At 66.2% G+C, this 24,724-nt stretch carries 27 protein-coding genes; 21 read left to right on the top strand and 6 right to left on the bottom strand.

All coding sequences use genetic code 11. The features are described 5' to 3' along the window. Nucleotides 1–19: 19 nt before the first annotated feature. From ptsP to mnmH, 5 genes are all read left to right on the top strand, one after another. Complete coding sequence (ptsP, locus tag ACZ5MJ_RS16410) at nucleotides 20–1,792, top strand: phosphoenolpyruvate--protein phosphotransferase (RefSeq protein WP_464220753.1); 1,773 nt, start codon at nucleotides 20–22, stop codon at nucleotides 1,790–1,792. 214 nt (nucleotides 1,793–2,006) lie between these two features. Further along, entirely contained in the window at nucleotides 2,007–2,312 is a 306-nt protein-coding gene (locus ACZ5MJ_RS16405; protein WP_206363354.1) for a (2Fe-2S)-binding protein, read from the top strand. A gap of 126 nt (nucleotides 2,313–2,438) precedes the next feature. Beyond that, nucleotides 2,439–2,918 (top strand): bacterioferritin, encoded by a 480-nt coding sequence (bfr, locus tag ACZ5MJ_RS16400; RefSeq protein WP_115686677.1) that lies wholly within the window; start codon nucleotides 2,439–2,441, stop codon nucleotides 2,916–2,918. Nucleotides 2,919–3,102: 184 nt separating this feature from the next. Further along, on the top strand, nucleotides 3,103–3,246 hold the full coding sequence (locus ACZ5MJ_RS16395; protein ID WP_464223758.1) for a hypothetical protein: 144 nt from the start codon (nucleotides 3,103–3,105) through the stop codon (nucleotides 3,244–3,246). Next, the gene (gene mnmH / locus ACZ5MJ_RS16390; protein ID WP_464220750.1) at nucleotides 3,246–4,346 is read left to right on the top strand and encodes a tRNA 2-selenouridine(34) synthase MnmH; all 1,101 of its coding nucleotides are present in this window, start codon (nucleotides 3,246–3,248) and stop codon (nucleotides 4,344–4,346) included. Before ACZ5MJ_RS16395 ends, mnmH begins: the two co-directional genes overlap by 1 nt. A 9-nt stretch (nucleotides 4,347–4,355) precedes the next feature. On the opposite strand, the gene ACZ5MJ_RS16385 is transcribed toward mnmH, so the two are convergent. The 3 genes from ACZ5MJ_RS16385 to gpmA all read right to left on the bottom strand — a co-directional run bounded on the left by ACZ5MJ_RS16385 (nucleotide 4,356) and on the right by gpmA (nucleotide 7,832). Next, on the bottom strand, nucleotides 4,356–5,129 hold the full coding sequence (locus ACZ5MJ_RS16385; protein WP_464220748.1) for a HesA/MoeB/ThiF family protein: 774 nt from the start codon (nucleotides 5,127–5,129) through the stop codon (nucleotides 4,356–4,358). A gap of 166 nt (nucleotides 5,130–5,295) precedes the next feature. Further along, the gene (locus ACZ5MJ_RS16380) at nucleotides 5,296–6,897 is read right to left on the bottom strand and encodes a S41 family peptidase (RefSeq protein ID WP_464220747.1); all 1,602 of its coding nucleotides are present in this window, start codon (nucleotides 6,895–6,897) and stop codon (nucleotides 5,296–5,298) included. Nucleotides 6,898–7,085: 188 nt separating this feature from the next. Next, nucleotides 7,086–7,832: a 2,3-diphosphoglycerate-dependent phosphoglycerate mutase gene (gene gpmA / locus ACZ5MJ_RS16375; protein ID WP_464220745.1), complete on the bottom strand. Its 747-nt coding sequence runs from the start codon at nucleotides 7,830–7,832 to the stop codon at nucleotides 7,086–7,088. A gap of 188 nt (nucleotides 7,833–8,020) precedes the next feature. On the opposite strand from gpmA, the gene ACZ5MJ_RS16370 reads away from it, so the two are divergent. From ACZ5MJ_RS16370 to ACZ5MJ_RS16345, 6 genes are all read left to right on the top strand, one after another. Beyond that, nucleotides 8,021–8,434 carry a rhodanese-like domain-containing protein gene (locus ACZ5MJ_RS16370; protein ID WP_464220743.1) on the top strand — a complete coding sequence of 138 codons (414 nt, stop codon included), beginning with the start codon at nucleotides 8,021–8,023 and terminating at the stop codon, nucleotides 8,432–8,434. Between the two features lie 81 nt (nucleotides 8,435–8,515). Further along, entirely contained in the window at nucleotides 8,516–8,773 is a 258-nt protein-coding gene (grxC, locus tag ACZ5MJ_RS16365) for a glutaredoxin 3 (RefSeq protein ID WP_432259096.1), read from the top strand. Nucleotides 8,774–10,047: 1,274 nt separating this feature from the next. After that, nucleotides 10,048–11,748: a group II intron reverse transcriptase/maturase gene (gene ltrA / locus ACZ5MJ_RS16360; RefSeq protein WP_464220741.1), complete on the top strand. Its 1,701-nt coding sequence runs from the start codon at nucleotides 10,048–10,050 to the stop codon at nucleotides 11,746–11,748. A gap of 169 nt (nucleotides 11,749–11,917) precedes the next feature. Further along, a complete protein-coding gene (gene secB, locus ACZ5MJ_RS16355; protein WP_464220739.1) occupies nucleotides 11,918–12,436 on the top strand; it encodes a protein-export chaperone SecB in 519 nt (172 codons plus the stop codon). A gap of 104 nt (nucleotides 12,437–12,540) precedes the next feature. Further along, nucleotides 12,541–13,557, top strand: coding sequence for an NAD(P)H-dependent glycerol-3-phosphate dehydrogenase (locus ACZ5MJ_RS16350; protein ID WP_464220737.1), 1,017 nt, complete (start codon nucleotides 12,541–12,543; stop codon nucleotides 13,555–13,557). 36 nt (nucleotides 13,558–13,593) lie between these two features. Beyond that, nucleotides 13,594–14,571: a Bug family tripartite tricarboxylate transporter substrate binding protein gene (locus ACZ5MJ_RS16345; protein ID WP_464220736.1), complete on the top strand. Its 978-nt coding sequence runs from the start codon at nucleotides 13,594–13,596 to the stop codon at nucleotides 14,569–14,571. A 3-nt stretch (nucleotides 14,572–14,574) separates the two neighbouring features. Here the strand turns inward: ACZ5MJ_RS16345 and trmL are convergent, their stop codons facing one another. Together trmL and ACZ5MJ_RS16335 are read right to left on the bottom strand one after the other, a co-directional pair. Next, nucleotides 14,575–15,045 (bottom strand): tRNA (uridine(34)/cytosine(34)/5-carboxymethylaminomethyluridine(34)-2'-O)-methyltransferase TrmL, encoded by a 471-nt coding sequence (gene trmL, locus ACZ5MJ_RS16340; protein ID WP_464220734.1) that lies wholly within the window; start codon nucleotides 15,043–15,045, stop codon nucleotides 14,575–14,577. Between the two features lie 86 nt (nucleotides 15,046–15,131). After that, entirely contained in the window at nucleotides 15,132–15,989 is an 858-nt protein-coding gene (locus ACZ5MJ_RS16335; RefSeq protein WP_464220733.1) for a ComF family protein, read from the bottom strand. Here ACZ5MJ_RS16335 and ACZ5MJ_RS16330 point away from each other — a divergent pair. The 8 genes from ACZ5MJ_RS16330 to ACZ5MJ_RS16295 all read left to right on the top strand — a co-directional run bounded on the left by ACZ5MJ_RS16330 (nucleotide 15,978) and on the right by ACZ5MJ_RS16295 (nucleotide 22,812). Further along, nucleotides 15,978–16,940: a methyltransferase domain-containing protein gene (locus tag ACZ5MJ_RS16330; protein ID WP_464220732.1), complete on the top strand. Its 963-nt coding sequence runs from the start codon at nucleotides 15,978–15,980 to the stop codon at nucleotides 16,938–16,940. The two genes, ACZ5MJ_RS16335 and ACZ5MJ_RS16330, sit on opposite strands and share 12 nt — an antisense overlap. A gap of 269 nt (nucleotides 16,941–17,209) precedes the next feature. Beyond that, complete coding sequence (locus ACZ5MJ_RS16325) at nucleotides 17,210–17,719, top strand: DUF2244 domain-containing protein (RefSeq protein WP_464223742.1); 510 nt, start codon at nucleotides 17,210–17,212, stop codon at nucleotides 17,717–17,719. Between the two features lie 58 nt (nucleotides 17,720–17,777). Next, nucleotides 17,778–19,043, top strand: a complete 1,266-nt coding sequence (gene coxB / locus ACZ5MJ_RS16320; RefSeq protein ID WP_464220731.1) for a cytochrome c oxidase subunit II — start codon at nucleotides 17,778–17,780, stop codon at nucleotides 19,041–19,043. A 38-nt stretch (nucleotides 19,044–19,081) separates the two neighbouring features. Then, nucleotides 19,082–20,689 carry a cytochrome c oxidase subunit I gene (gene ctaD / locus ACZ5MJ_RS16315; RefSeq protein ID WP_432259103.1) on the top strand — a complete coding sequence of 536 codons (1,608 nt, stop codon included), beginning with the start codon at nucleotides 19,082–19,084 and terminating at the stop codon, nucleotides 20,687–20,689. Nucleotides 20,690–20,768: 79 nt separating this feature from the next. Continuing rightward, a complete protein-coding gene (locus ACZ5MJ_RS16310; RefSeq protein WP_432260341.1) occupies nucleotides 20,769–20,903 on the top strand; it encodes a cytochrome oxidase small assembly protein in 135 nt (44 codons plus the stop codon). A gap of 17 nt (nucleotides 20,904–20,920) precedes the next feature. Next, nucleotides 20,921–21,541, top strand: a complete 621-nt coding sequence (locus tag ACZ5MJ_RS16305; protein ID WP_432259104.1) for a cytochrome c oxidase assembly protein — start codon at nucleotides 20,921–20,923, stop codon at nucleotides 21,539–21,541. Nucleotides 21,542–21,581: 40 nt separating this feature from the next. Next, nucleotides 21,582–21,806 carry a DUF2970 domain-containing protein gene (locus ACZ5MJ_RS16300; RefSeq protein WP_432259105.1) on the top strand — a complete coding sequence of 75 codons (225 nt, stop codon included), beginning with the start codon at nucleotides 21,582–21,584 and terminating at the stop codon, nucleotides 21,804–21,806. Nucleotides 21,807–21,951: 145 nt separating this feature from the next. After that, nucleotides 21,952–22,812, top strand: a complete 861-nt coding sequence (locus ACZ5MJ_RS16295) for a cytochrome c oxidase subunit 3 (RefSeq protein WP_432259106.1) — start codon at nucleotides 21,952–21,954, stop codon at nucleotides 22,810–22,812. A gap of 132 nt (nucleotides 22,813–22,944) precedes the next feature. On the opposite strand, the gene ACZ5MJ_RS16290 is transcribed toward ACZ5MJ_RS16295, so the two are convergent. Beyond that, nucleotides 22,945–23,154, bottom strand: a complete 210-nt coding sequence (locus ACZ5MJ_RS16290) for a twin transmembrane helix small protein (RefSeq protein WP_432259107.1) — start codon at nucleotides 23,152–23,154, stop codon at nucleotides 22,945–22,947. Nucleotides 23,155–23,232: 78 nt separating this feature from the next. Here ACZ5MJ_RS16290 and ACZ5MJ_RS16285 point away from each other — a divergent pair, with 78 nt between their 5' ends. Beyond that, nucleotides 23,233–24,000, top strand: a complete 768-nt coding sequence (locus ACZ5MJ_RS16285) for an SURF1 family protein (protein WP_464220729.1) — start codon at nucleotides 23,233–23,235, stop codon at nucleotides 23,998–24,000. A gap of 71 nt (nucleotides 24,001–24,071) precedes the next feature. Next, the gene (locus ACZ5MJ_RS16280; RefSeq protein WP_464220728.1) at nucleotides 24,072–24,722 is read left to right on the top strand and encodes an SCO family protein; all 651 of its coding nucleotides are present in this window, start codon (nucleotides 24,072–24,074) and stop codon (nucleotides 24,720–24,722) included. The last annotated feature ends 2 nt before the right edge of the window (nucleotides 24,723–24,724 follow it).

Here is a 24,724-nt window from a genome sequence, read left to right as displayed (position 1 = left end):
GTTCCTGACGGAGCGGTACATGCCTTTCGCCCTGCACGGCATCCCGGTCTCGCGCGGCGTCGCCATCGGGCGCGCGCACCTGCTTGCGCCCGCGGCGCTGGACGTGTCGCACTACCTGGTCGATGAAGACCAGCTCGACGCCGAGGTCGAACGGCTGCGCGCCGCGCGCGCCGCGGTGCGCGCGGAACTGGCCGCGCTCAAGCGCGACCTGCCGCGCGAGGCGCCCGAAGAGATGGGCGCCTTCCTGGACGTGCACGCGATGATCCTCGACGACGAGGCGCTCGCGCGCGAGCCCGAGGCCCTGATCCGGGGCCGGCGCTACAACGCCGAGTGGGCACTGACCACGCGCCTCGAAGAGCTGATGCGCCAGTTCGACGAAATCGAGGACGAGTACCTGCGCGAGCGCAAGGCAGATATCCGGCAGGTGGTGGAGCGCATCCTGAAGGCGCTGGCGGGCGCCCCGGTGCTGGTGCCCGCGCCGGTGCCGGCGCTGGCCGCCGACGGCGAGGCCGCGCCCGGGGTGATCGTGGTAGCCCACGACATCGCCCCCGCCGACATGCTGCAGTTCCGCCACACGGTCTTCCATGGCTTCGTCACCGACATGGGCGGGCGCACCTCGCATACCGCCATCGTCGCGCGCAGCCTGGACATCCCGGCCGCGGTCGGGGTCCAGAGCGCGAGCGAGCTGATCCGCCAGGACGACTGGATCATCATCGACGGCGACGCCGGCCTGGTGATCGTCGACCCGACCGCCATCATCCTCGAGGAATACCGCCACCGGCAGAGCGAGCGCGTGCTCGAGAAGAAGCGCCTGCAGCGCTTGCGGCATACCCCGGCGGTGACGCTGGACGGGATCGAGATCGAACTGCTGGCCAATATTGAGATGTCCGAGGACGCCGGCGCGGCGCTGGCCGCCGGCGCGGTCGGCGTGGGCCTGTTCCGCTCGGAGTTCCTGTTCATGAACCGGCGCGACGAGCTGCCGGGCGAGGACGAGCAGTTCCTGGCCTACCGCGGCGCGGTCGACGCCATGCACGGGCTGCCGGTGACCATCCGCACCATCGATATCGGCGCCGACAAGCCGCTCGACGCGCGCGGCGACGGCCGCGGCGATGATTTCGAGACCGCGCTGAACCCGGCGCTGGGCCTGCGCGCGATCCGCTGGTCGCTGTCCGAGCCGGGCATGTTCCTGACCCAGCTGCGCGCGCTGCTGCGCGCCTCGGCCTTCGGCCCGGTGCGGCTGCTGGTGCCGATGCTGGCGCATGCCAGCGAGATCGACCAGACCCTGGCGCTGATCGCCAAGGCCAAGCGCCAGCTCGACGAACGCGGCGAGCCGTACGACCCCGGCATGAAGGTCGGCGCCATGATCGAGATCCCGGCGGCGGTGCTGCTGCTGCCGCTGTTCCTGCGCAAGATGGACTTCCTGTCCATCGGCACCAATGACCTGATCCAGTACACGCTGGCCATCGACCGCGCCGACAACGCGGTGGCGCACCTGTTCGACCCGCTGCACCCGGCGGTGCTGCAGCTGGTGGCGCGCACCATCCGCGAGGCCAACCGCGCCGGCGTGCCGGTGGCGGTGTGCGGCGAGATGGCGGGCGACCCGTCGATGACCCGGCTGCTGCTGGGCATGGGCCTGCGCGAGTTCTCGATGCACCCGGCGCAGCTGCTGCGGGTCAAGCAGGAGATCCTGCACGCCCACTGCGAGCGGCTCGAGCCACTGGTCGACCAGGTCCTGCAAGCCTACGATCCCGAGGAGCAGGCCGCGGCCCTGCGGCAGATCGCACGACCCTGACGACATCAGGGTTTTCTGAGCCTGACAGGCGGCTGACGCAGCACTTATTTAGGTGGGAAAGTGCTGCGCCAGCCGCCTTCTTTTTGTGCCCTGTGACGTTCACCCGACCTTGTCCCATGTGCCTTAATGGGAATTGTTATCATTATTGATCTCTGATATTCTGACGTTCATTCGCGAGGACATGCCGGTGTCCCGCGCCCCAACGGAGGGACTTGTGTACGTCTGCATCTGCAACCAGATCACCGATCGTGAGATTCACGGTGCCGCGCACCTGGGCGTCGAGACCCTCGACGAACTGGCTGAAACGCTTGGCGTCGGCACGTGCTGTGGCCGCTGCCGCGAGTGCGCGCAGCAGGTGTTGCAGGAGGGCGTGGCAGCAGTGCGCAACGTCACCGTGGCGACCCTCGCCAACATCCAGGTTGTGGAGATTTCTTCCTGTTCCGCATCGGGCCCATGTACCATAATGGACACTCGGGACCCGGCAGTCGCGAACGACCAGCGCAAGGCGCTGGTGGCCTGAACGCGCCCATGAACTGAAAATCCGGTTCACGGCGCGCTTTTGCGCTTTTCACTTTTTCACTGACTGCACGGCGCCTTTGGCGCCGTTTCGTATTTTTGCGCGGGCCCGATGCAACAGGAGCCGCCAATGAAAGGTGACAAGAAGGTCATCCAGCATCTGAACGCCCAGCTCAAGAACGAGCTGACCGCGATCAACCAGTATTTCCTGCACGCCCGCATGTATCGCCACTGGGGCCTGAAGAAGCTCGGCGAGGTGGAGTACAAGGAATCGATCGGCGAGATGAAGCACGCCGACCGCCTGATCGAACGCATCCTGATGCTGGACGGCCTGCCCAACCTGCAGGACCTGCACAAGCTGCTGCTTGGCGAAGACACGCCCGAGATGCTCAAGTGCGACCTGAAGCTGGAACAGACCGCGCATACGACCGTCAAGGAAGGCATTGCCTACTGCGAATCGGTCGGCGATTACGTCAGCCGCGAAATCCTGGTCGATATCCTCACCGATACCGAGGAACATATCGAATACCTGGAAACGCAGCTGGACCTGATCGACAAGGTCGGCTTGCAGAACTACCTGCAGTCGCAGATGGAGCCGGGCGAGCAATAAGCCGCCGTCTCCGGCGTGGCCGCCCGTGACGGGCGGCCCGCCCCAGCGCGCGGCGCTATCCTGCGCTGCCACAACGTTTGACGATTTGCAGTAACCCTTCTCATTCCAATTCCTGTCTTCATCCAGGCGTCGCTGGCGGGGCAATGGCTCCTGACCCGCCAGGGCGCCGCGCGGAGCCCATGACATGACCACCCCCATCCGCCTGACGCAGTACAGCCATGACGCAGGCTGCGGCTGCAAGATTTCCCCGAACGTGCGCCACATGATCCTGGCCGGCAGCGGCGCGCTGCAGGTGGCGCGCGCGGCGCTGGCGGCAGAGATCCGGTGATGCGCCCTGACACCACGGACTACCGCAGCCTGTTCCTCAGCGGCGTGGCCATGCTGGACGTGCGTGCGCCGCTGGAGTTCGCGCGCGGGGCGTTCCCCGGTGCGGTCAACCTGCCGCTGATGGATGATGCCGAGCGCCACGAGGTGGGCCTGTGTTACGCGCAGAAGGGCCAGCAGGCGGCGATCGAGCTGGGCCACCAGCTGGTGTCGGGGTTGCGCAAGGCAGCGCGCACCGCCGCCTGGGCCGAGTTTGCGCGCGCGCATCCGGACGGCTACCTGTATTGCTTCCGCGGCGGGCTGCGCTCGCAGCTGGTGCAGCAGTGGCTGCATGCGGCCGGTATCGACTATCCGCGCGTGACCGGCGGCTACAAGGCCATGCGCGGCTTCCTGATCGAGACCATCGATACGGCGGCGGCACGGCCGCAGTGGTTCGTGCTCGGCGGCCTGACCGGCACCGGCAAGACCGATGTGCTGGCCGACGTGCCCGCCGCGATCGACCTGGAAGGCCATGCGCGGCACCGCGGCTCGGCCTTCGGCCGCCGTGCGCTGGCGCAGCCGCCGCAGATCGGCTTCGAGAACGCGCTGGCCATCGATATGCTGCGGCATATTGACGCAGGCTGGCGCGTGCTGGTGGTGGAGGACGAGGGCCGCTTCATTGGCAGCCGCGACGTGCCGCAGGCGCTGTCGCAGCGCATGCAGGCCAGCCCGCTGGTATGGCTGGAAGCATCGTTCGAGCAACGCGTGGAGCGCGTGCTGCGCGACTACGTGCAGGGGCTGGCGGCCGAGTTCATCGCCGAGACGGGCAGCGCCGAAGGTTTCGAAGCCTATGCCACGCGCCTGCGCGATGCCATGGCCGCGATTGCGCCGCGCCTGGGCGGGGACCGCTACGGCAAGCTGTCAGCGCTGCTGGACCAGGCGCTGGCGCGGCAGGCGGAACACGGCGAGGTGGCGCTGCATCGCGGCTGGATCGAGGTGCTGCTGCGCGAGTACTACGATCCGATGTATGCCTTCCAGCGCGAGCGGCGCGAGGCGCGCATCGTTTTCCGCGGCGACCGCGCCGCCGTCACCGACTGGCTGCGGGCGCATACGGCGCAAGGCTAGCCTGCTGGTTCAGTGGCTGCCGCAGACCGGGCAATCCGGTGTGCGCGCCAGCCGCATCGTGGTCCATTCCATCGACAGCGCATTGACCATCAGCAGCCGGCCCGCCAGGCTGTCGCCGACGCCGGCGAGCAGCTTGAGCGCCTCGGCCGCCTGCACCGTGCCGACCATGCCGACCAGCGGCGCGAACACCCCCATGGTGGCGCAGGCCACTTCCGGCGCGGGTTCGGCTGGCGGGAACAGGCAGGCGTAGCAGGGCGCGTCCGGCCGGCGCCGGTCGAACACGCTGATCTGCCCGTCGAAGCGCAGCGCCGCACCCGACACCAGCGGCACCTGGTGGCGCACGCAGGCGCGGTTGACCGCCTGGCGCGTGGCGAAGTTGTCGCAGCAATCGAGCACCACGTCAGCCGTGGCGACGAGCTGGTCGAGCTCGGCATCGCCCACGCGCGCGGGCACCGTGACGATCTCCAGCCCCGGGTTGATGCGCAGCATGCCTTCGCGCGCCGAATCCACCTTGCGCCGGCCCACGTTGGCGGTGGTGTGGATGATCTGGCGCTGCAGGTTGGTCAGGTCGACCTCATCGTTGTCGACAATGGTGATGCGGCCCACGCCGGCGGAGGCCAGGAAGGGCAGCGCGGCCGCGCCCAGGCCGCCGGCGCCGATCACCAGCGCATGCCCGGCCAGCAGGCGCCGCTGGCCCTCGATGCCGAGCTCGTCGAGCAGGATGTGGCGCGAGTAGCGCAGCAGTTGTTCGTCGTTCAGGCCGTCGTTCTGGTCGTCGTTCATGATGGCTGGCGCAGGGCTGGTGCGGCGCTTCGTGTTGCGGTGAGGGCGGCAGGGCCGGGCAGGTCACGCCTGGCATTGTGCTCCAACTTGCATTCCCATGCCGCGCGGGCGGGAATGAAAAAAGCGGCCCTGCAGGGCCGCTTCTGGTGGGGCGCAGGCTCCGGCTTCAGGGTGCCTTGCCCGTCGGCGTGCCCAGCGGCTCGCCGATCGGCGCGCTGGCCGGCGGCTGCTTGGCCGGGGCCGCCGGTTTGGCCGCCGGTGCGCTGGCGCCCTTGGCACCGCTCTTGGCGGACGGCTTCGCCGCCTTGCCGTTGTCGGCCGGCGGGTTGGTCTCCAGCTTCGACTTGGAGCGCTTGACCGGTTGCCCGTTGAGCTGGGCGATGGCCTGCTGCAGCATGAAGTCGTCGGCCGAGCCGAACTCCACCGGCTTCTTGCGGCGGTCCTTCTCGCGCTCTTCCGGCGTCTTCTTCGCGTTCTCTTCTTCCAGGCGGCGCAGCTCTTCCACGCGGCGCTGCTCGCGCTCGGTCATTTCCGGCTCTTCCGATTCCTGCTTGTTGTGCAGGTGGCGCTCGGTGTCGATCTCGCGCGTGATCAGCGCGTCGTCCGGATCGCCTTCGGGGTTCTGATCGACCGGGATATCCGGGCGGATGCCCTTGGCCTGGATCGACTTGCCGCTAGGTGTGTAGTAGTACGCGATGGTCAGCTTGATGCCGGTGTCGTTGGTCAGCGGGCGCACGGTCTGCACCGAGCCCTTGCCGAAGGTGGTCTTGCCCATGAGCAGCGCGCGGTGGTGGTCCTGCAGCGCGCCGGCCACGATCTCGGAGGCCGAGGCCGAGTAGGCGTTGGTCAGCACCACCATCGGGATCTTCTTGTAGAGCGCGGGCAGGTCCTTGAGCGGATCCTCCTCCACCGACGACAGGCGGTAGTTGTTGAACGATGCCTTGTAGACCCGCTTGGCGTCAGGCACCTGGCCGTTGGTGGACACCACGGTGGCATCGTCCGGCAGGAACGCCGCGGCCACGCCGACCGCGCCCTGCAGCACGCCGCCGCCGTTGTTGCGCAGGTCCAGCACCAGGCCCTTCATATTGGGGCTCTTCTGCGCCAGCTCGGCCAGCTTGCGGGCCAGGTCGGAGACGGTGCGTTCCTGGAAGCTGGTCAGGCGCACCCAGCCGATATTGTTGTCCAGCATCTTGGCCTTGACCGACTGCACGCGGATCTCGGCGCGCGTGATCGAGACCGGGAAGGTGCGTTCCTCGCTCTTGCGGTAGATGGTCAGCGTGACCTTGGTGCCGGGCTCGCCGCGCATGCGCTTGACCGCCTGCTCCAGCGGCAGGCCGCGCACGGGCTTGTCGTCGATGCGGGTGATCAGGTCGCCCGGCTGGATGCCGGCGCGGAAGGCGGGGGTGTCCTCGATCGGGTTGATCACCTTGACCAGGCCTTCTTCCTGCGAGATCTCGATGCCGAGGCCGGCAAAGCGCCCGCGCGTGCCTTCCTGCAGTTCCTTGAAGTCTTTCTCGTCGAGGTAGGCCGAATGCGGGTCGAGGCTGGCGACCATGCCCTTGATGGCTTCGGTCAGCAGCTTCTTGTCATCGACGGGCTCCACGTACTCGCGCTTGATCTGCCCGAAGATATCGGCCATCAGCCGCAGCTGGTCCAGCGGCAGGGGCCCCGATGAATTCTGGGCGGTCGCTGAAATCTGCAGCGTGGCGAGCACGCCGGCGACGAGGCCGACAGAAACTAGGCTGATGTTCTTGAGCGTCTTGCGCATGAGGGCTGCCTGAACGTGTACTGGAAGTACTGGTGTACGGTATGGGGATTATGCCGGCTGCGGCCGCCCGGCGCCGGGCGGTTTGTCCGACAGTATAAGTGCGAGAGGAGAAACGGGCCTGTCCCGTCCCGGCTCAGGGTGGGCGGCCGCACATCTGCGGGCGGCCACCCCGGCCGCCCCGGCGGCTTTCAGCGTGCCTTGCCCTGGCTGGCCACGGCCGCCAGCGAGGCGGCGATGGCGTCCTGGTCACCCAGGTAGTAGTGGCGCTGGGGGCGCAGTTCGGCGTCCAGCTCGTAGACGAGCGGGGTGCCGTTGGGGATATTGAGTCCGACGATATCGTCATCCGAAATCTGGTCCAGGTATTTCACCAGCGCGCGGATACTGTTGCCATGGGCGGCAATGACCACGCGCTTGCCGGATTGGATGTCGGGGGCGATGGATTCGTTCCACAGCGGCATCACGCGGGCCACCGTATCCTTCAGGCATTCGGTCAGCGGGATCTCGTTGCGCGGCACATTGGCGTAGCGCGGATCGTCGTACGAGGCACGCGGATCGGCCGGCTCCAGTGCCGGCGGCGGCGTGTCATAGCTGCGGCGCCACACCAGCACCTGCTCGTCGCCGAACCTGGCGGCCGTTTCTGCCTTGTTCAGGCCGGCGAGGGCGCCGTAGTGGCGCTCGTTCAGGCGCCATTCGTTGCGCACCGGGATCCACATCAGGTCCATTTCATCCTGCACGTGCCACAGCGTGCGGATGGCGCGCTTGAGCACCGAGGTGTAGGCCACGTCGAAGCCCAGGCCGGCCTCCTTGAGCAGCTTGCCGGCCTGCCGCGCCTGGTCGGCGCCGGTTTCGGTCAGGTCAACGTCGACCCAGCCGGTAAAGCGGTTTTCAAGGTTCCACGTGGATTCGCCGTGGCGGATGAGGACAAGCTTGTACATGCTGCTGCTTCCAGAGAGTAGGTAACCTGCATGCGTCCGCGCCGTCACCTGGACGGGGCCGAGGGGCCCCTTGTGGACATCTCATGTCTCAGACAGGCGACAATGGTGGTTGGCCATGCGACGGCAGGGCCTGGACGCCAAACCGCGTATTTTATAATGCCGCCGACCCAACCTACCGGAATGCCAACGTGAATTTCTTCGCCGACTACAACAACCTCGCTCTGATCGCCCTTGCCGTGGTCTCGGGCGGCCTGCTGGCCTGGCCCACGATCTCGCGCAGCACCCGCGGCAAGTCCGTCAATACGGCCACCGCGACCCAGCTGATCAACAAGCGCGGCGCGGTCGTGGTCGATATCCGCGAGCCCGCCGAGTATGCCAAGGGTCACCTGCCGCAAGCCAAGAGCGCGCCGCTTGCCGACCTGCCCGCGCGCGCGGCCGGCCTTGCAAAGGACAAGGCCGCCCCAATCATCGTGGTGTGCCAGAACGGCCAGCGCTCGGGCAAGGCCCAGGCAGCGTTGAAAGAAGCCGGTTACAGTGAGATCTACGCGCTCGAGGGCGGCATCGCCGCCTGGCAGCAGGCAGGCCTGCCGCTGGTGAAGTAAGCACCGGCAACGCTGCCGTATCCGTCACAGCGCGCGGCCCGCACTTGCGGGGCGCGCGCATTGCATTCAAGGAGAACCCGCATGGCCCGTGTCGTCATGTACAGCACCGTGGTGTGCCCGTATTGCCAGATGGCTGAACGCCTGCTCAAGTCGAAGGGCGTGGAAACGATCGAGAAGGTCCTGATCGACCGCGAACCCGGCAAGCGCGAGGAGATGATGAGCCGTACCGGGCGCCGCACCGTGCCGCAGATCTACATCGACGAGACCCATGTGGGCGGCTTCGACGACCTGTCGGCGCTGGACCGCCAGGGCGGCCTGGTGCCGCTGCTGGCCGCCTGAGCTGCTTGCGGATCTTGCGCTTGCGCCGGCCTTTGCTGGGAATTTTCTGATTCCGGGCCGGGCCGGCCCCGGCACACCCCCGGCGCGGGTGAATTCGCCATCCGCGTCATGTACCATATGCGTTTTCGTGCGACACGCACTCTCGTGTCCGGGTAGCTCCAACGTAAGGAGCATCGACCTTGTTGGGACAAGGTGAAGGCTTCGGCCAGAACCGTCCAATCCCAACCATTTCTTGCTTAGACGAACCCGGCCGAACAGCTAGGGGGAGTCCGATGTGTTGTGAGGAAGCCAGAATATCGGCCCCTTACAGCTTGCTTCTGCTGGATGGATTTCCAGCCATTGCCCAAGGGCGGGGACGCTCGCCTTTGGGCGAGTTCTCTGTAAACACTCCTCCGAGGAGGGGCGGGCGGTCGTGCAGCGGCATCTTTGTTGCGCAACCGTTACATAGCATTTAAACCGATCCAGGCGGATCGGCGCTACTACGCCTTGGGACGGCGGCCGGGACTCGCAAGAGTCGGCCATCGTCAAGCGCTCGCTAGGACAGGAGCACATGAGTAAGGAAGTGAGGCCCGGAGCGTAAGCTCTGCGCGTTATGGTTCGGTCAGGCACGCCCGTGAGGGCGCTTTGACAGAGAACCTGCTATGCGACTAGCAGTAGCCTAGGGAGACATGCGTCACTGGTAACGGTGGGGTGTGAAGCTCTCCTGACAACGTAGCCCCCGCAAGGGTGCCCAGGGACCGTGAGGTCCGTGGGTAGTAGGCCGAAGTAGCATCGGTCGAGGAGCTAGGCTGGCTGGTATGGGCAACATATGTGAACTGCTGATAAACGTCGTGAATATGACGGTGCTTAAGCTACTAAGTGGCACTAACCAAAATGGTACGTGGTCGGTTATCCCGCTGGAAACTCGGGATACGTCGTCAATAGACCACCGGCGAAGAGGCAGGCCCTAACCCAGTCGTGTAATGCGCAGGGAACGTGGTAAGCCCGTATGGCTGCCGGGGCGCAGTTAGGCTTCGGCAAGCGGACCGTAAGGCACGCTGTTGGCTGTGCGGGTATGGGAGGTTGGAGAAAGCGAATGCCGGACTGTAATGGCCCGGATAGGGATTGAAACATCATCCCACGCGAAAGCGGGCAGACTTCCAACTGGTCTTCTCGTCGCAAGACGGCTGACTGAACTCGCTTGTTTAAATTTTCTTCCCTTGAGGGGCAACCTGTCCCTCAAGGGGCATGTTGTCTCTCGATGTTGGGGAAGATCCTCAAGATAGGAGGGCAGCATGGAAGCATTGATCCGCAAGGATGAATCTGCGCCTTCCGGCGTACCGCAAAGGTGGGGCGACATTGATTGGCGCCGCGTCGACCGGAACGTTCGGGTAATGCAGATTCGAATTGCGAAGGCAACACAGGAAGGGGATTGGCGCAGGGTGAAAGCCTTGCAGAGGTCTCTGACCCGCTCGTGGTCCGCCAAGGCATCGGCGGTGCGGCGAGTGGCGATGAACCAAGGTGCGCGGACGGCGGGAGTTGATCGCGTAAAGTGGGAAACGTCTGAAGCCCGGTGGGAAGCCATCGGGCGGTTGAGGCGCCGGGGGTACAGACCACTGCCTTTACGGAGGGTCTACATCCCCAAGTCGAATGGGAAGAAGCGCCCTCTGGGCATTCCGACCCTGCACGACCGAGCCATGCAAGCGCTGTATCTGCTGGCGCTGGAACCGGTGTCCGAAGGGACGAGCGATCCGAACTCTTATGGGTTCCGGCTCAATCGCTCGACCCATGATGCCATGTCTCAGCTATTCGTATCCTTGTCCCGACGTATTTCCGCGTCGTGGGTCTTGGAGGCGGATATCAAAGGGTGCTTTGACCATATCAGTCACGACTGGCTGGAGCGCAATGTCCCGATGGACAAAGCAATTCTTCGGAAGTGGCTGAAGGCTGGCGTGGTATTTCAGGGCCAGTTTCAGGCGACCGACGCTGGAACACCACAGGGGGGCATTATTTCCCCGACTCTGGCAAATGTGGTGCTGAACGGGTTAGAGGCGCAGCTGACGAAGTTTCTCGAAACGACGTTGGGTGTTAATCGAACCCGGAAGCTGAAGGTAAATGTAGTGCGCTATGCGGACGACTTCGTCATCACCGGCAACACACCGGAGGTACTAGAGAACGAAGTTAAACCGTGGGTGGAACAGTTCCTCGCAATACGAGGACTGACGCTATCGACGGAGAAAACGCGGATCGTGCATATCGCCGAAGGCTTCGACTTCCTCGGATGGAATTTCCGGAAGTACTCGGGAAAACTGCTCATCAAGCCGAGCAAGAAGAACGTGAAAGCGTTCTACAGCAAGGTAAAAGAGGTCATCAGTGTCAACAAGGGGGCCAAGCAGGAGAAGCTGATTCGACTGCTAAACCCGATGCTCAGAGGCTGGACGCAGTATCACTGTCCAGTGGCAGCAAAGGCGGCGTTCACCCGAATGGGGAACCTGATTTTTAGGGCTCTGTGGAGGTGGGCAAAACGGCGACATCGAGGGAAGAATTCCGAATGGGTGCGAAAGAAGTATTACGCCTCAGTTGGGGATCGGAACTGGGTGTTCGGAACCACTGCTGTGAACAAGGCAGGTGAACGCTACTGGATGGAGCTGTATTCGATTCCGAGTACGCTCATCCGGCGGCACAAGAAGGTGCGGGCGGACTACCATCCGTTCGACCCGGCGCAGGAGATGTATGGCGAGAAATTGCGGCAGGAACGCATGGCAGATCGCATGTCGTACCGTAAGCAATGGGCAAGGCTGTACGTTTCTCAGCGAGGCTTGTGCGCGGTGTGTCAAGGCGCGTTGAACGACGAGACTGGATGGGATGACCATCACATCGAACCCCGGATTCTTGGCGGCTCCGATGCTCTAGGAAATCGCGTATTGCTGCACCCCGATTGTCATGTCCAGGTTCATCACTACGGTAAAGTTGCTGTGAAACCGGTGTTTGAATAAGTTCAATCACTTTGCAGGGGCTTGAGCCGTATGCGGGGAAACTCGCACGTACGGTTCTTAGGGGGGAGTATCACCAGCAATGGTATACTCCTACCCTCCCAACCGGGCACCGGCCAGCCTTGCAGGCTGCAGCCGAAGCGCCCAACGCCCATCCTCCCGGAAGCCTTTCATGAGCGACCAGCAAAACACCCAGCAGGACGATCAACCTTTCTTCAATATCCAGCGCGTCTACCTGAAAGACATGTCGCTGGAGCAGCCCAATTCGCCCGGCATCTTCCTTGAATCGGAAGCCCCGTCGGTGGAAGTGCAGGTCAACGTCGGCGCTTCGCAGCTGCAGGAAGGGATCTTCGAAGTGGTGGTGACGGGCACCGTGACGACCAAGGTGCAGGACAAGGTTGCCTTCCTGGTGGAAGCGCACCAGGCCGGCATCTTCGATATCCGCAACGTGCCGGTGGAGCAGCTGGACCCGCTGCTGGGCATTGCCTGCCCGACCATCCTGTACCCGTACCTGCGCGGCAATATCGCCGACGTGATCACGCGCGCCGGCTTCCAGGCCATCCACCTGTCGGAAATCAACTTCCAGGCGCTGTACGAGCAACGCCTGCAGGCCGCCATGGAAGAAGCCCAGGGTGCCCAAGGCGGCAACAGCGGCATCGTGATGCCCGACGGCAGCCAGGCCCGCCACTGATTCCGGCGTACTGAACCATCATCGAAACGGGGCTGCGGCCCCGTTTTGACTTTGGACTACCATGGGTGGCGTCAACCTCTGCGCCATCTTCTGTTCGAGCTGCCATGAAACTGACCTTCCTCGGTGCCGGTGCCTGGGGTACCGCCCTCGCCAGCCACGCCGCGGCCACCAACGACGTGGTGCTATGGGGGCGCGACCCCGCGCAGCTCGCCGCGATCGCGGCCACGCGCGAGAACGCCGCCTACCTGCCCGGCGTGACGCTATCCGAGCGGCTGGCGGTGCAGGCGGATTTCGAACAGGCCGTGGCGCACGCCGCGGACGACCCGGACGGCATCGTGGTGGTGGCCACGCCGGTGGCGGGGCTGCGCGAGATGACGCGCCGGCTGGCCACGCGCGGCGCCAGGCCGGTGTCGATGCTGTGGCTGTGCAAGGGCTTCGAGTCCGGCACCCACCTGCTGCCGCACCAGATGGTGCGGGCCGAGCTCGATGCCGCCGGGCGCACCGAGGGCTTTGCCTACGGCGTGCTGACCGGCCCCAGCTTCGCGCGCGAGGTGGCGCTGGGGCTGCCGTGCGCGCTGACCGTGGCGGGCAATGAGCCGTCGCTGGCCGATCGCGCGCAGGCGGCATTCCACCACCATGCGATGCGTATCTACGGCAGCGACGACCTGACCGGCGTGGAGGTCGGCGGCGCGGTCAAGAACGTGCTGGCCATCGCCACCGGCGCCAGCGACGGGCTGGGCCTGGGCCTGAACGCGCGCGCCGCGCTGGTGACGCGCGGGCTGGCCGAGATGACGCGCCTGGGGCTGGCGCTGGGCGGCCGGGTCGAGACCTTCATGGGCCTGGCCGGCGTGGGCGACCTGATCCTGACCGCCACCGGCGACCTGTCGCGCAACCGCAAGGTCGGCCAGCAGCTGGCGGCGGGGCAGAGCCTGGAACAGGTTCTGGCCGGGCTGGGGCATGTTGCCGAGGGCGTGCGCTGCGCCCAGGCGGTGGCCGAGCTGGCCGCCACCCACGGCGTCGAGATGCCGATCGCCCGCGCGGTCTGCGCCGTGCTGTTCGACGGGCTGAGCGCCGCCGATGCGGTGGCGCAGCTGCTGCAGCGCGACGCACGCGACGAATGACCGCCTGCGACCAACCTTCCTGACCCTCCACACCGCATGCCCACACGACGACAAGCGCTGATCGCGCTGGCTGCCGCCTGCGCCGCCGGGACTTCCGGCAGCGCCTTCGCCCAACCCTGGCCCGCGCGGCCGATCCGCATGGTGGTGCCGTTTCCGCCGGGCTCTTCGCCCGACCTGATCGCCCGCATCGTGACCGAGAAGCTGGCCACCGCGCTGGGCCAGCCGGTGCTGGTGGAGAATCGCCCGGGCGCCGGCGGCAATATCGGCACCGGCATGGTGGCGCGCGCCGCGCCCGACGGCTATACGCTGCTGTTCACCATCAACGGCCCGCTGGTGACCGCGCCGACGCTGTCGCGCAACCTGAACTACGACCCGTTCCGCCAGCTGGCGCCGGTTACGCTGGTGGCGACTTCGCCCAATGTGCTGGTGGTGGATGCGCGGCTGCCGGTGCACAACCTGCGCGAATTCGTCGCGCTGGCACGCTCCAGGCCGGGTGAACTGAACTATGGCTCGCCCGGCAACGGCAGCGCCTCGCACCTGGCGATGGAGCAGCTGAAGGCGGTGGCGGGCATCGACCTGCAGCACGTGCCGTATCCCGGCTTCCCGCAGATCACCACGGCGATGGTGGGCGGGCAGGTGCAGGCGGGTTTCATGGTGCCTGCAATCGCGATGCCGCAGGTCAACGCGGGCAAGCTGCGCATGCTGGCCGTGACCACCACGGGCCGCACCGCCGTGCTGCCGTCGGTGCCGACCGTGGCGGAGTCCGGCTATCCGGGCTTCGAGGCGATTTCCTGGCAGGCGGTGCTGGCGCCGGCGGGTACGCCGCAGGCCGTGATCGACCGGCTCTACCGCGAACTGGTGGCGATCATCGGCAGCGCCGACGTTCGCGACAAGATGCGCGCGCAATATTTCGTGCCGGCCGGCACCGCGCCGGCCTCGCTGCGCCAGACCATGGTGAGCGAGAAGGCACGCTGGGACAAGGTGATCCGCGCGGCCGGGGTGCAGCCCGAGTAGAAGTCAGTTGCCGCCCTCGAAGCCGTTCTGGCGCCACGCCTCGAACACCACCACGGCGACCGTGTTCGACAGGTTCAGGCTGCGGTTGTCGGGGCGCATCGGCAGGCGGATGCGTTGCGCGGACGGGAACCACTCGCGGCGCTCGGGCGACAGCCCGCGCGTCTCGGAGCCGAACACGAACCAGTCGCCGGGCCGGAACGCCACCTGGCCGAACGGTGTCGACCCGCGTGTGGTCAGCGCGAACATGCGCGTCGGGTCGGGCTGTTCGCTGGCCATCAGCGCGCCCCAGCTTTCATGCACGCGCATGGTGGCGTATTCGTGGTAATCCAGTCCCGCGCGGCGCATGCGGGCGTCTTCCAGCGGAAAACCCAGGGGTTTGACCAGGTGCAGCTGCGCGCCGGTGTTGGCGCACAGGCGGATCACATTGCCCGTGTTGGGCGGGATTTCCGGTTCGACCAGGACGACGTTGAACATGATGCGGGGAGGATGGCGGGCGCACTGCGCCCTTCGTCAGAACGGTGCGCAGCTTACCGCGCGCACCATCCCCTGTCATCCGGGCACTACGGCGTGCGCAGCGCGACGATCACGCTGACCCGTGCCACGCCATGCGCCTTGAGCACGCCGGCGGCCTCGTGCAGGGTCGCGCCGGAGGTCATCACATCGTCGACCAGCGCCACGTGCAGTCCGTCCAGCCGCGCGGCGCGCGTCAGCCTGAAGGCGCCGCGCAGGTTCACCTGCCGGGCGGCCAGGTCCAGCGCGCGCTGGCTGCCGGTGTCGCGCTGGCGCTGCAGCAGCACCGGGTCGGCACGCAGGCCCAGGCGGCGCGCCAGCGGCCGCGCGATTTCCCAGGCCTGGTTGAAGCCGCGCGCGGCCAGCCGCTGCGGCGACAGCGGGATCGGCGCGAGCAGGTCCGGCGCACCTTCCCGGGCCCAGGCCCCTGGCAGTCCGGCGGCCAGCCTGGCCGCGAGCCAGCCCGCCAGCGGCAGGGCGTGGCCGAACTTGAGCGCCAGCACCAGCTGGTCCTGCGGCGAAGCGTAGTCGCCCAGCGTGTGGGCGCGATCGAAGGCTGGCGGCGACGCGGCGCAGGCCGGGCAGTGGAAGTGGCGCCCCAGCGCCAGCGCGCAGGCGGGGCAGCGCCGCACCGGGCGCAGCAGGTCGGCGGCGCAGGCTGTGCAGACCACCTGCCGCTGCACCGCCCCGCACAGCGCGCAGGCACTTGGCAGCAGCAGTTCGCTGGCGCCGGCCAGCGCGCGGCCGGCGGCGCCGGCAGCCAGCGCGGCGCGCGCGTATACTTGCCGTCCGGCCGCGGCCCATCGGGCGCGGCGGCCGCGTTCGTCCGGCGCCGGGGCCTGATCGTGTATCTGTCCCCGCGCCGCTTCCTGGTCTTCTTGCTGCCCTGTCTGCCTGTGTCCCTGCATGCCGCCCATTCCTCCACTGGCCCCGATGCCTTCCTGCCGCCCGCGCGCCTGACCCGGCTCGCCTTCGACCGGCGCAGCCGCGGCTTCGGCCAGCTGGACTTCCTGCTGGGCGAGATCGGCCGCCGCATGCAGGAGCGCATGGAGGTGATCCGCCTGGCGCCGCAGCGCGCGCTGGATATCGGCTGCGGCCACGGCCAGGGCCTGGCCGGGCTGCGCGCGCGCTTTCCGGATGCGCAGATCGCCGGCCTGGATATTTCCGGCGCGATGCTGGCCGAGGCCGGCCAGCGCGACCCGCAGCGCCGGCCCGGCTGGATCGGCCGCATGCTGGGCAAGCGGCCGCTGTTCGACCTGGTCCAGGGCGATCTTGCCACACTGCCTTTTGCGCCCGCGAGCTTCGACCTGCTGTGGTCCAACCTGGCGCTGCACTGGCATCCGGAGCCGCACCGCGTGTTCCCGGAGTGGCACCGCGTGGCGCGCGACGAAGGGCTGGTGCTGTTCTCGCTGTTCGGCCCGGACACCCTGAAGGAGCTGCGCGCGGCCTTTGCCGAGGTCGACGATGCGCCCCATACGTTGCGCTTTGTCGACATGCACGACATCGGCGACATGCTGGTGCACAGCGGCTGGTCCACTCCAGTGATGGACATGGAGACCCTGACCGTGACCTACGAGTCGCCCGCCAGGCTGCTGCGCGAGGTGCAGGCCTTCGGCGGCCTGCGCGGGCCGGCCGGGGCGCTGCCGCAGGGCCTGCGCGGCCGCGGCTGGTACCAGGCGCTGAGCCAGGCGCTGGAGCGGCGGCGCAACCCCGACGGCGTGATCCCGCTGACCTTCGAGATCGTCTATGGCCATGCCTGGAAGCTGGCGCCGCGTGGCGGCCAGGCAGTCGACGACCAGGGCCGCGCGGTGGTGCCGCTGGACCAGATCGGCCGTGCCAGACCGCGCCGCGCAAGTTAAAACAGTGTTAACTTGCGCCACTGCGGGATTGCCGCAAACATAGCGCCGGCGCGGCGGGCAGGGCGGTCGTGAGGATTGCGCCTATGCACAGAATCAGGCGGCGCGCAAGCCTTGTGGTCAAGGCGCGCCCTTGTCCGTGTATGGGAAGCGCCCTATAATGCGCCAGTTTGTCGCAGTGGTCCCCTGGCACAAGAACGTCCTGGTTTGCACGCACTGTGCGGTCCGGACGCCATCGTCCCGGGTGTGCATCCGATGCAGAGTGGTTGGCGATGCAAGACTTGGGTATCGCATTCCAGACGGCAGGTGGTGACTCCGGCGGAAATCTCGACGGACCTCCCTCCTTGCCCCACGACTGGCTGATGAAGCGGAATTGCTCGCTGAGTCCACGCCAGGTCGGCTGGTTTTACCTCTCGATCCTTACGGTTTCGCTTGCCATCGCGTTGTTTTTTGCGTGGCAAGGGTCGTGGCTCGTGCTGCCGTTTGCCAGCATCGAGCTGATCGGACTGGGGATCGCCCTGCTTGTGTATGCGCGCCATGCGACAGACTATGAGCGCGTCAGCATCACCGACGGCACGCTGGTCGTGGAGACAGCCAGCGCCGGACGGGTGACGCGCCAGGAATTCAATCCGTGCTGGGTGCGGATCGAACTGGGTGAATCGTTCCGCGCGCTGGTGACGCTGCGCTCGGGCGTGCGTGTGGTACAGGTGGGGTGTTACGTGGACCCGTACCGGCGACGCAAGTTCGCGCAGGAGCTCGCAGCGGCCTTGCGCTGCCTCTGAGAGGCGGCGGGAGCGGCGGCGGGGACAGATTTGAATCTGTAAATTGGGTAGATAACAAATGAAAATGTGGAAGAAGGCATCCGCAGTTTGTCTGGCCGGGGCGTCCCTGCTTGCCAGCCAGGCGGCGTCCGCGGTCAGCGACATGCCGGGCGGCCCCGCCGTGCGCCAGCTCAACCTGACCGAGCCGGTCACCAAGATCGCCGAACAGATTCACTGGCTGAACTGGATGATGCTGATCATGTGCACCGTGATCTTCGTCGCGGTGTTCGGCGTGATGTTCTATTCCATCTTCAAGCACCGCAAGGCCAAGGGGGCCAAGCCTGCTGCCTTCCACGAAAGCATCACGGTCGAAGTGATCTGGACCATCGTCCCGTTCATCATCGTGATCGCCATGGCCCTGCCGGCCACCAAGACCGTGGTGGCCATGAAGGACACCACCAATTCCGACATCACCATCAAGGCCACCGGCTACCAGTGGAAGTGGGGGTATGACTACCTGAAGGGCGAAGGCGAAGGCATTTCCTTCGTGTCGACCCTGACCACGCCGCGCGAGCAGATCAACAACGAGCAGCCCAAGTCGAACACCTACCTGATGGAGGTGGACAACGAACTGGTGGTGCCCGTCAACAAGAAGATCCGCATCGTCACCACCGCCAACGACGTGATCCACGCCTGGATGATCCCGGCCTTCGGCGTCAAGCAGGATGCGATCCCCGGCTTTGTGCGCGACACCTGGTTCAAGGCCGAGAAGATCGGCGTGTACCGCGGCCAGTGCGCCGAGCTGTGCGGCAAGGAACACGCCTTCATGCCGATCGTGGTGCGCGTGGTTTCCGACGGCGACTACGCCAAGTGGGTCGACGGCAAGAAGAAGGAGCTGGCGGCCAAGGCCGACGATCCCAACAAGACCTGGACCCTGGACGAAATGAAGGTCCGTGGCGAGAAGGTCTATGCCGCCAACTGCGCGGTCTGCCACCAGCCGAACGGCAAGGGCGGCGGCGCATTCCCGGCGCTGGACGGCTCCAAGATCGTGAACGGCCCGAAGGCCGGACAGATGCACATCCTGCTGGAAGGCAAGAACGCGATGCCGATCTGGAAGCACCTGTCCGACACTGAACTCGCATCGGTCATGACCTACACCCGCAACAGCTGGGGTAACAAGACCGGCGAAGTGATCCAGCCGAGCGATTTCGTCAATGCCCGCGCGGGCAAGTTCCCGGAAGGCGGCGGCGCTGGCGGCGATGCTGCCCCGAAGGCAGACGCCAAGCCCGCAGACAAGGCAACGGACAAGCAGGCCAGCCTCGCGGGCAACCGCGCAGCAGGCTGACTCGCTGAAGAAAGAACAGGATTAGAGGAGCATTTGCGATGAGTACTGCTACCCCGGACGCGATCGCCCATCCGCACGACCACGCGCATGATGATCACGCCCACGATCATCCGCATGGCTGGCGCCGCTGGCTGTTTGCCACCAACCACAAGGACATCGGTACGCTGTACCTGCTGTTCTCGTTCACCATGCTGCTGTCGGGCGGCGTACTGGCGCTGCTGATCCGCCTGGAGCTGTTCGAGCCGGGCCTGCAGTTCTTCCGCCCCGAGCTGTTCAACCAGTTCACCACCATGCACGGCCTGGTGATGGTGTTCGGCGCGATCATGCCGGCCTTCGTCGGCTTCGCCAACTGGATGATCCCGCTGCAGATCGGCGCGTCCGACATGGCGTTCGCGCGCATGAACAACTTCAGCTTCTGGCTGATGCCGCCGGCCGCGCTGCTGCTGGCCGGTTCGTTCTTCGCCCCGGGCGGCGCCACCGCCGCCGGCTGGACCCTGTACGCGCCGCTGTCGGTGCAGATGGGCCCGGGCATGGACATGGCCATCTTCGCGATGCACATCATGGGCGCGTCGTCGATCATGGGCTCGATCAACATCATCGTGACCATCCTCAACATGCGCGCCCCGGGCATGACGCTGATGAAGATGCCGATGTTCTGCTGGACCTGGCTGATCACCGCCTATCTGCTGATCGCCGTGATGCCCGTGCTGGCCGGCGCCATCACCATGGTGCTGACCGACCGCCACTTCGGCACGAGCTTCTTCTCGGCTGCCGGCGGCGGCGACCCGGTCATGTACCAGCATATCTTCTGGTTCTTCGGCCACCCCGAGGTCTACATCATGATCTTGCCGGCGTTCGGGATCATCTCGCACGTGGTGCCGGCGTTCGCCCGCAAGCGCCTGTTCGGCTACAGCTCGATGGTGTACGCCACCGCCTCGATCGCCATCCTGTCGTTCATCGTGTGGGCCCACCACATGTTCACGACCGGCATGCCGGTGACCGGCCAGCTGTTCTTCATGTACGCGACCATGCTGATCGCGGTGCCGACCGCCGTGAAGATCTTCAACTGGATCGCCACCATGTGGCGCGGCTCGATGACCTTCGAGACCCCGATGCTGTTCGCGATCGGCTTTATCTTCGTGTTCACCATCGGCGGCTTCACCGGCCTGATGCCGGCCGTGGCCCCGATCGACATCCAGCTGCAGGACACCTACTTCATCGTGGCGCACTTCCACTATGTGCTGGTGGCCGGCTCGCTGTTCGCGCTGTTCGCGGGCTTCTACTACTGGGGTCCGAAGTGGAGCGGTTTCATGTACAACGAAACCCGCGGCCAGATCCACTTCTGGGGTTCGCTGATCTTCTTCAACGTGACCTTCTTCCCGATGCACTTCCTGGGCCTGGCCGGCATGCCGCGCCGCTATGCCGACTACCCGACCCAGTTCGCGGACTTCAACGCGATCGCGTCGATCGGCGCGCTGGGCTTCGGCCTGATGCAGGTGTATTTCTTCTTCTTCGTGGTGCTGCCGTCGTACCGCGGTGGCGAGAAGGCCGCGGACAAGCCCTGGGATGGCGCCGAGGGCCTGGAGTGGACCGTGCCGTCGCCGGCACCGTTCCATACCTTTGAAGTGCCGCCGCAAGTCCGTTAAACGGCGCGCCACGCAACAAGGCTTCGGAGGCGGACCGCCGGTCCGCCTCCCGAGCCGGCAGATGAAGGCAGTAGCAGCAATGACGCAGGCTCCAGACAAAAACCCATCCCGACCGGACCAGAAAGCCGCCAACCGGCGCCTTGGCCTGATCCTGTTTTCCATCGTGGTGGTTTTCTTTTTGGGGTTCTTCGCCAAGATGGTGTTCCTTGGCTGAAGCTGCAGGGTAGTGAGATGAGCGTCGACCAGCAGGACCAGGCAAGCCGGGAAGCCGAGCAGCGATTCAACCGCGGCATGATGCTGCGGCTGATCGTGATCGTGACGCTGATGTTCGGCTTCGGCTACGCGCTGGTGCCGCTGTACAAGAAGATCTGCGACATCACCGGCCTGAACGTGGTGACGACGCGGGACCTGTACGGCGGCTCGCTGAAGAACACGCAGGTCGACAAGAGCCGCACCGTTACGGTGGAGTTCGACTCGAACGCGCGGGGGCCTTTCGCCTTCCGGCCGGTGAAGAACAGCATGGAAGTGCACCCGGGCGAGATGACGACGATCGTCTACGAGGTGGCCAACGGGCAGTCGCGCGATATCTCCGCGCAGGCAATCCCGAGCTACGCGCCCAAGCAGGCGACCGAGTACTTCAAGAAGCTGGAGTGCTTCTGCTTCAAGCAGCAGACGCTCAAGGCGAAAGAGGCGCGCGAGATGCCGGTGGTGTTCGTGATCGATCCCGCGCTGCCCAAGGATGTGAAGAGCATTACGCTGTCGTACACCTTCTTCGAGGTGGGCGCGCCGGTGGCGCAGGCGCCCGAAGGCCAGCTGGCACCGCAGCCGGCACCGGCGGGCAAGGGCATCTGAAGCGGGCCGCCGGCCAGGCCGGCAATGCGGAGGACGGGCGATGGACGAGATGAAGGACGCGGTCAGGCGCAAGATGTCGTTTGCGCAGACCATGCGCGCGGTGCTGTGGTCGTTCATCGGCCTGCGCAAGGGCGCGGAGCACGAGCGCGACATGGCGCGGCTGAACCCGGTGCACGTGGTGATCGCCGGCCTGATCGCGGCGGCGGTCTTCATCGCGATCCTGGTGGTGATCGTGCGCGTGGTGGTGAGCCAGGCGGCAGCGTAGCAGGGCAGGAAGGGTAGACAACAAAAGCAGTCGCAGAACAAAGCAACCGCGGCGGCGGGGCCGGCCCACAGGAGGCGGGTGGCCTGCAGTGCCAAGGCGGGGACAACGATTACTGAATCAAAGACTCTGAGCTGGAGATAAAAGAATGAGTGCGAACCGCGCAAACGCTCCGTACTACTTCGTACCGGGCCCGTCGCGTCACCCGATCACGGCAGCCTTCGGCCTGCTGATGACCGGCGCCGGCGCAGCCGGCTGGGTGAACGGGCAAGGCTGGGCGCCGTACCTGTGCGGCTTCGGCCTGCTGTGGTTCCTGTTTGTGCTCAAGAGCTGGTTCGGCGACGCCATTGGCGAATCGGAAGGGGGCCAGTACGGCAAGAACATCGACCTGTCGTTCCGCTGGTCGATGGGCTGGTTCATCTTTTCCGAGGTGATGTTCTTCGCGGCCTTCTTTGGCGCGCTGTTCTATGCCCGCACCATCGCCATGCCGTGGCTGGGCGACCTGAACAACAAGATCCTGTGGCCCGACTTTGCCGCCGTGTGGCCCAACAACGGCCCGGCCGGCGTGGTGGAAACCTTCCAGACCATGGGCCCGTGGCCGATCCCGACCATCAACACCGCGCTGCTGCTGATGTCCGGCCTGACACTGACCTGGGCGCACCACGCGCTGCTGGCCGGCAAGCGCAGCCAGCTGATCCAGGGCCTGGTGCTGACCATCCTGCTGGGCGCGATCTTCATGTGCTTCCAGGCGTACGAGTACATGCACGCCTATTCGGAGCTGAACCTGAAGCTGACCTCGGGCATTTATGGTTCGACCTTCTTCCTGCTGACCGGCTTCCACGGCTTCCACGTGACCATGGGCGCGATCATGCTGACGGTGGTGCTGATCCGCGTGCTGAAGGGCCACTTCACGCCCGATCATCACTTTGCGTTCGAAGGCGCCGCCTGGTACTGGCACTTCGTTGACGTGGTGTGGCTGTTCCTCTACGTCGTGGTGTACTGGCTGTAAATCAGGCTGCCGTACCCGCCGGCGGGCCCAGGGGACAGACCCGGGCCGCCGGCGCCAACGCAAAAGAGAAACGCCGCAGAGGTTGTCCAGCCTGCGGCGTTTGTCTTTTGCGAGCCCGGCGCGGCCGGGGACTCAGGGCGCCACGCGGATACCCGTGCTGTGGATCCAGCCCATCCAGTTCGAGAACAGGATGAACAGGAACAGCGCCACCGAGAAGCCCACGCGCAGCATCAGCGAGCGCATCATGTTGGGCGTCTTGCCGCGGTCGCGCATCATGAAGAACAGGGCCGAGGCCAGGCTGGCGATGATCAGGATGAAGGCAATGATGATGACAATGCGCATGGCGGGGCGGGTTGGCGGAAAGCGCGGCGGAAAAGGGCATTATCGCACCGGGCCGAAATTCGCAGTGCCGGTGGGACGATGACCTTGCGCCGCTTCTTCAGCCCGCTGCCGCTGGCCGCCGCGCTGGTGGTGATCACCGTGACCTGCGCGCTGGGCAACTGGCAGCTCAACCGTGCGCACGAGAAGGAAGCCCGGGCCGCGCGGCTCCAGGCGCTGTCGGCACTGCCGCCGGTGGTGCTGGGCACGGCGCCGCTGTCACAAGTTGTGACCGACCGCACGGTCCGCGTGACCGGGCGTTTCGACACGGCCCGCACGGTATTGCTGGATAATCGCCCCCACGGCAATGGCAGCCAGCCCGGGGATAGCCGCGCCGGCTTCCTGGTACTGACGCCGTTGCGGATTTCCGCTTCCCCGACCGCCCCGCCAGGTGCCGATGGCGCCATCCAGGCGGTGCTGGTGCTGCGCGGCTGGCTGCCGCGCGATGCCCAGGACCGCACCCGGATTGCGCCGTTCCCGACGCCCGACGGAGAAGTCACCATCGAAGGCACGGCACTGGCGGCCGTGCCGCGGGTCTATAGCCTGGGCCACGATGCCGCCGGCAGCAAGATCCGCCAGAACGTGGACCTCGCCGCCTATGCCGCCGAATCCGGCCTGGCGCTGCATCCGCTGGTGCTCGAGCAGCGCAGCGATACCGGCGATGGCCTGGCGCGCGACTGGGCCCCGGCTGACCTGGGCGCCGACCGGCACTATGGCTATGCCTTCCAGTGGTTCGGGCTGGCCGCGCTGACGGTGGTGCTGGTGATCGTGCTGGGCTGGCGCCGCGCGCGCCGGCTGGCGGCACCTTGATCGAATGACATGACCGCATGCGCCCCGAACAGGCGCATGCGCTCGCCGAAGACAAAGGACAGACGTACTCCATGGCACAGCAAGACTCCACTCCGGCCGCCGCGGCCTCGCCCCCGGATCCCCGCATCGATGCGGGCACGCACCGCGGCCGCCTGCAGATGCTGATGCTGCTGCTGGTATGCGCCTCGCCGGTGATTGCCTCCTACTTCACCTACTACGTGATCAAGCCGCGCGGCGGTGCCACCAACTACGGTGCGCTGGTCGAGCCGCAGCGGCCGATGCCGCCGGTGCGCGTCGCCGACGAGCGTGGCCAGGCGGTGCCGCTCGAGCAGTTCCGCGGCAAGTGGCTGCTGGTGAGCGCCGATCCGTCCGCCTGCGACGAGGCCTGCGCGAAGAAGCTTTTCACCATCCGCCAGATCCGCGCCGGGCAGGGGCAGGACCGCGAGCGCATCGTGCCGGTGTGGCTGGTCACGGACGACGGCAAGATCGACGAGCGCCTCGTCGCCGCCTACAACGAGCCCTATGCCGGCGTGCGCTTCCTGCGCATCGACCGCCAGGCCGCCCGGCAGTGGCTGCCGGCAGAGCCCGGCAAGCGCGCCGAGGACACGCTGTACCTGGTCGACCCGCTGGGCAACCTGATGATGCGTTTCCCGCAGGACCCGGACCCCAAGAAGCTGAGCGGCGACCTGAAGAAGCTGCTCAAGGTCTCGCGCATCGGGTGAAG

This window comes from Cupriavidus sp. LA-1, from assembly GCF_055385985.1.
The sequence above is the reverse complement of the archived record's forward strand: the minus strand, read 5'-3'. Positions and strand labels throughout refer to the sequence as shown.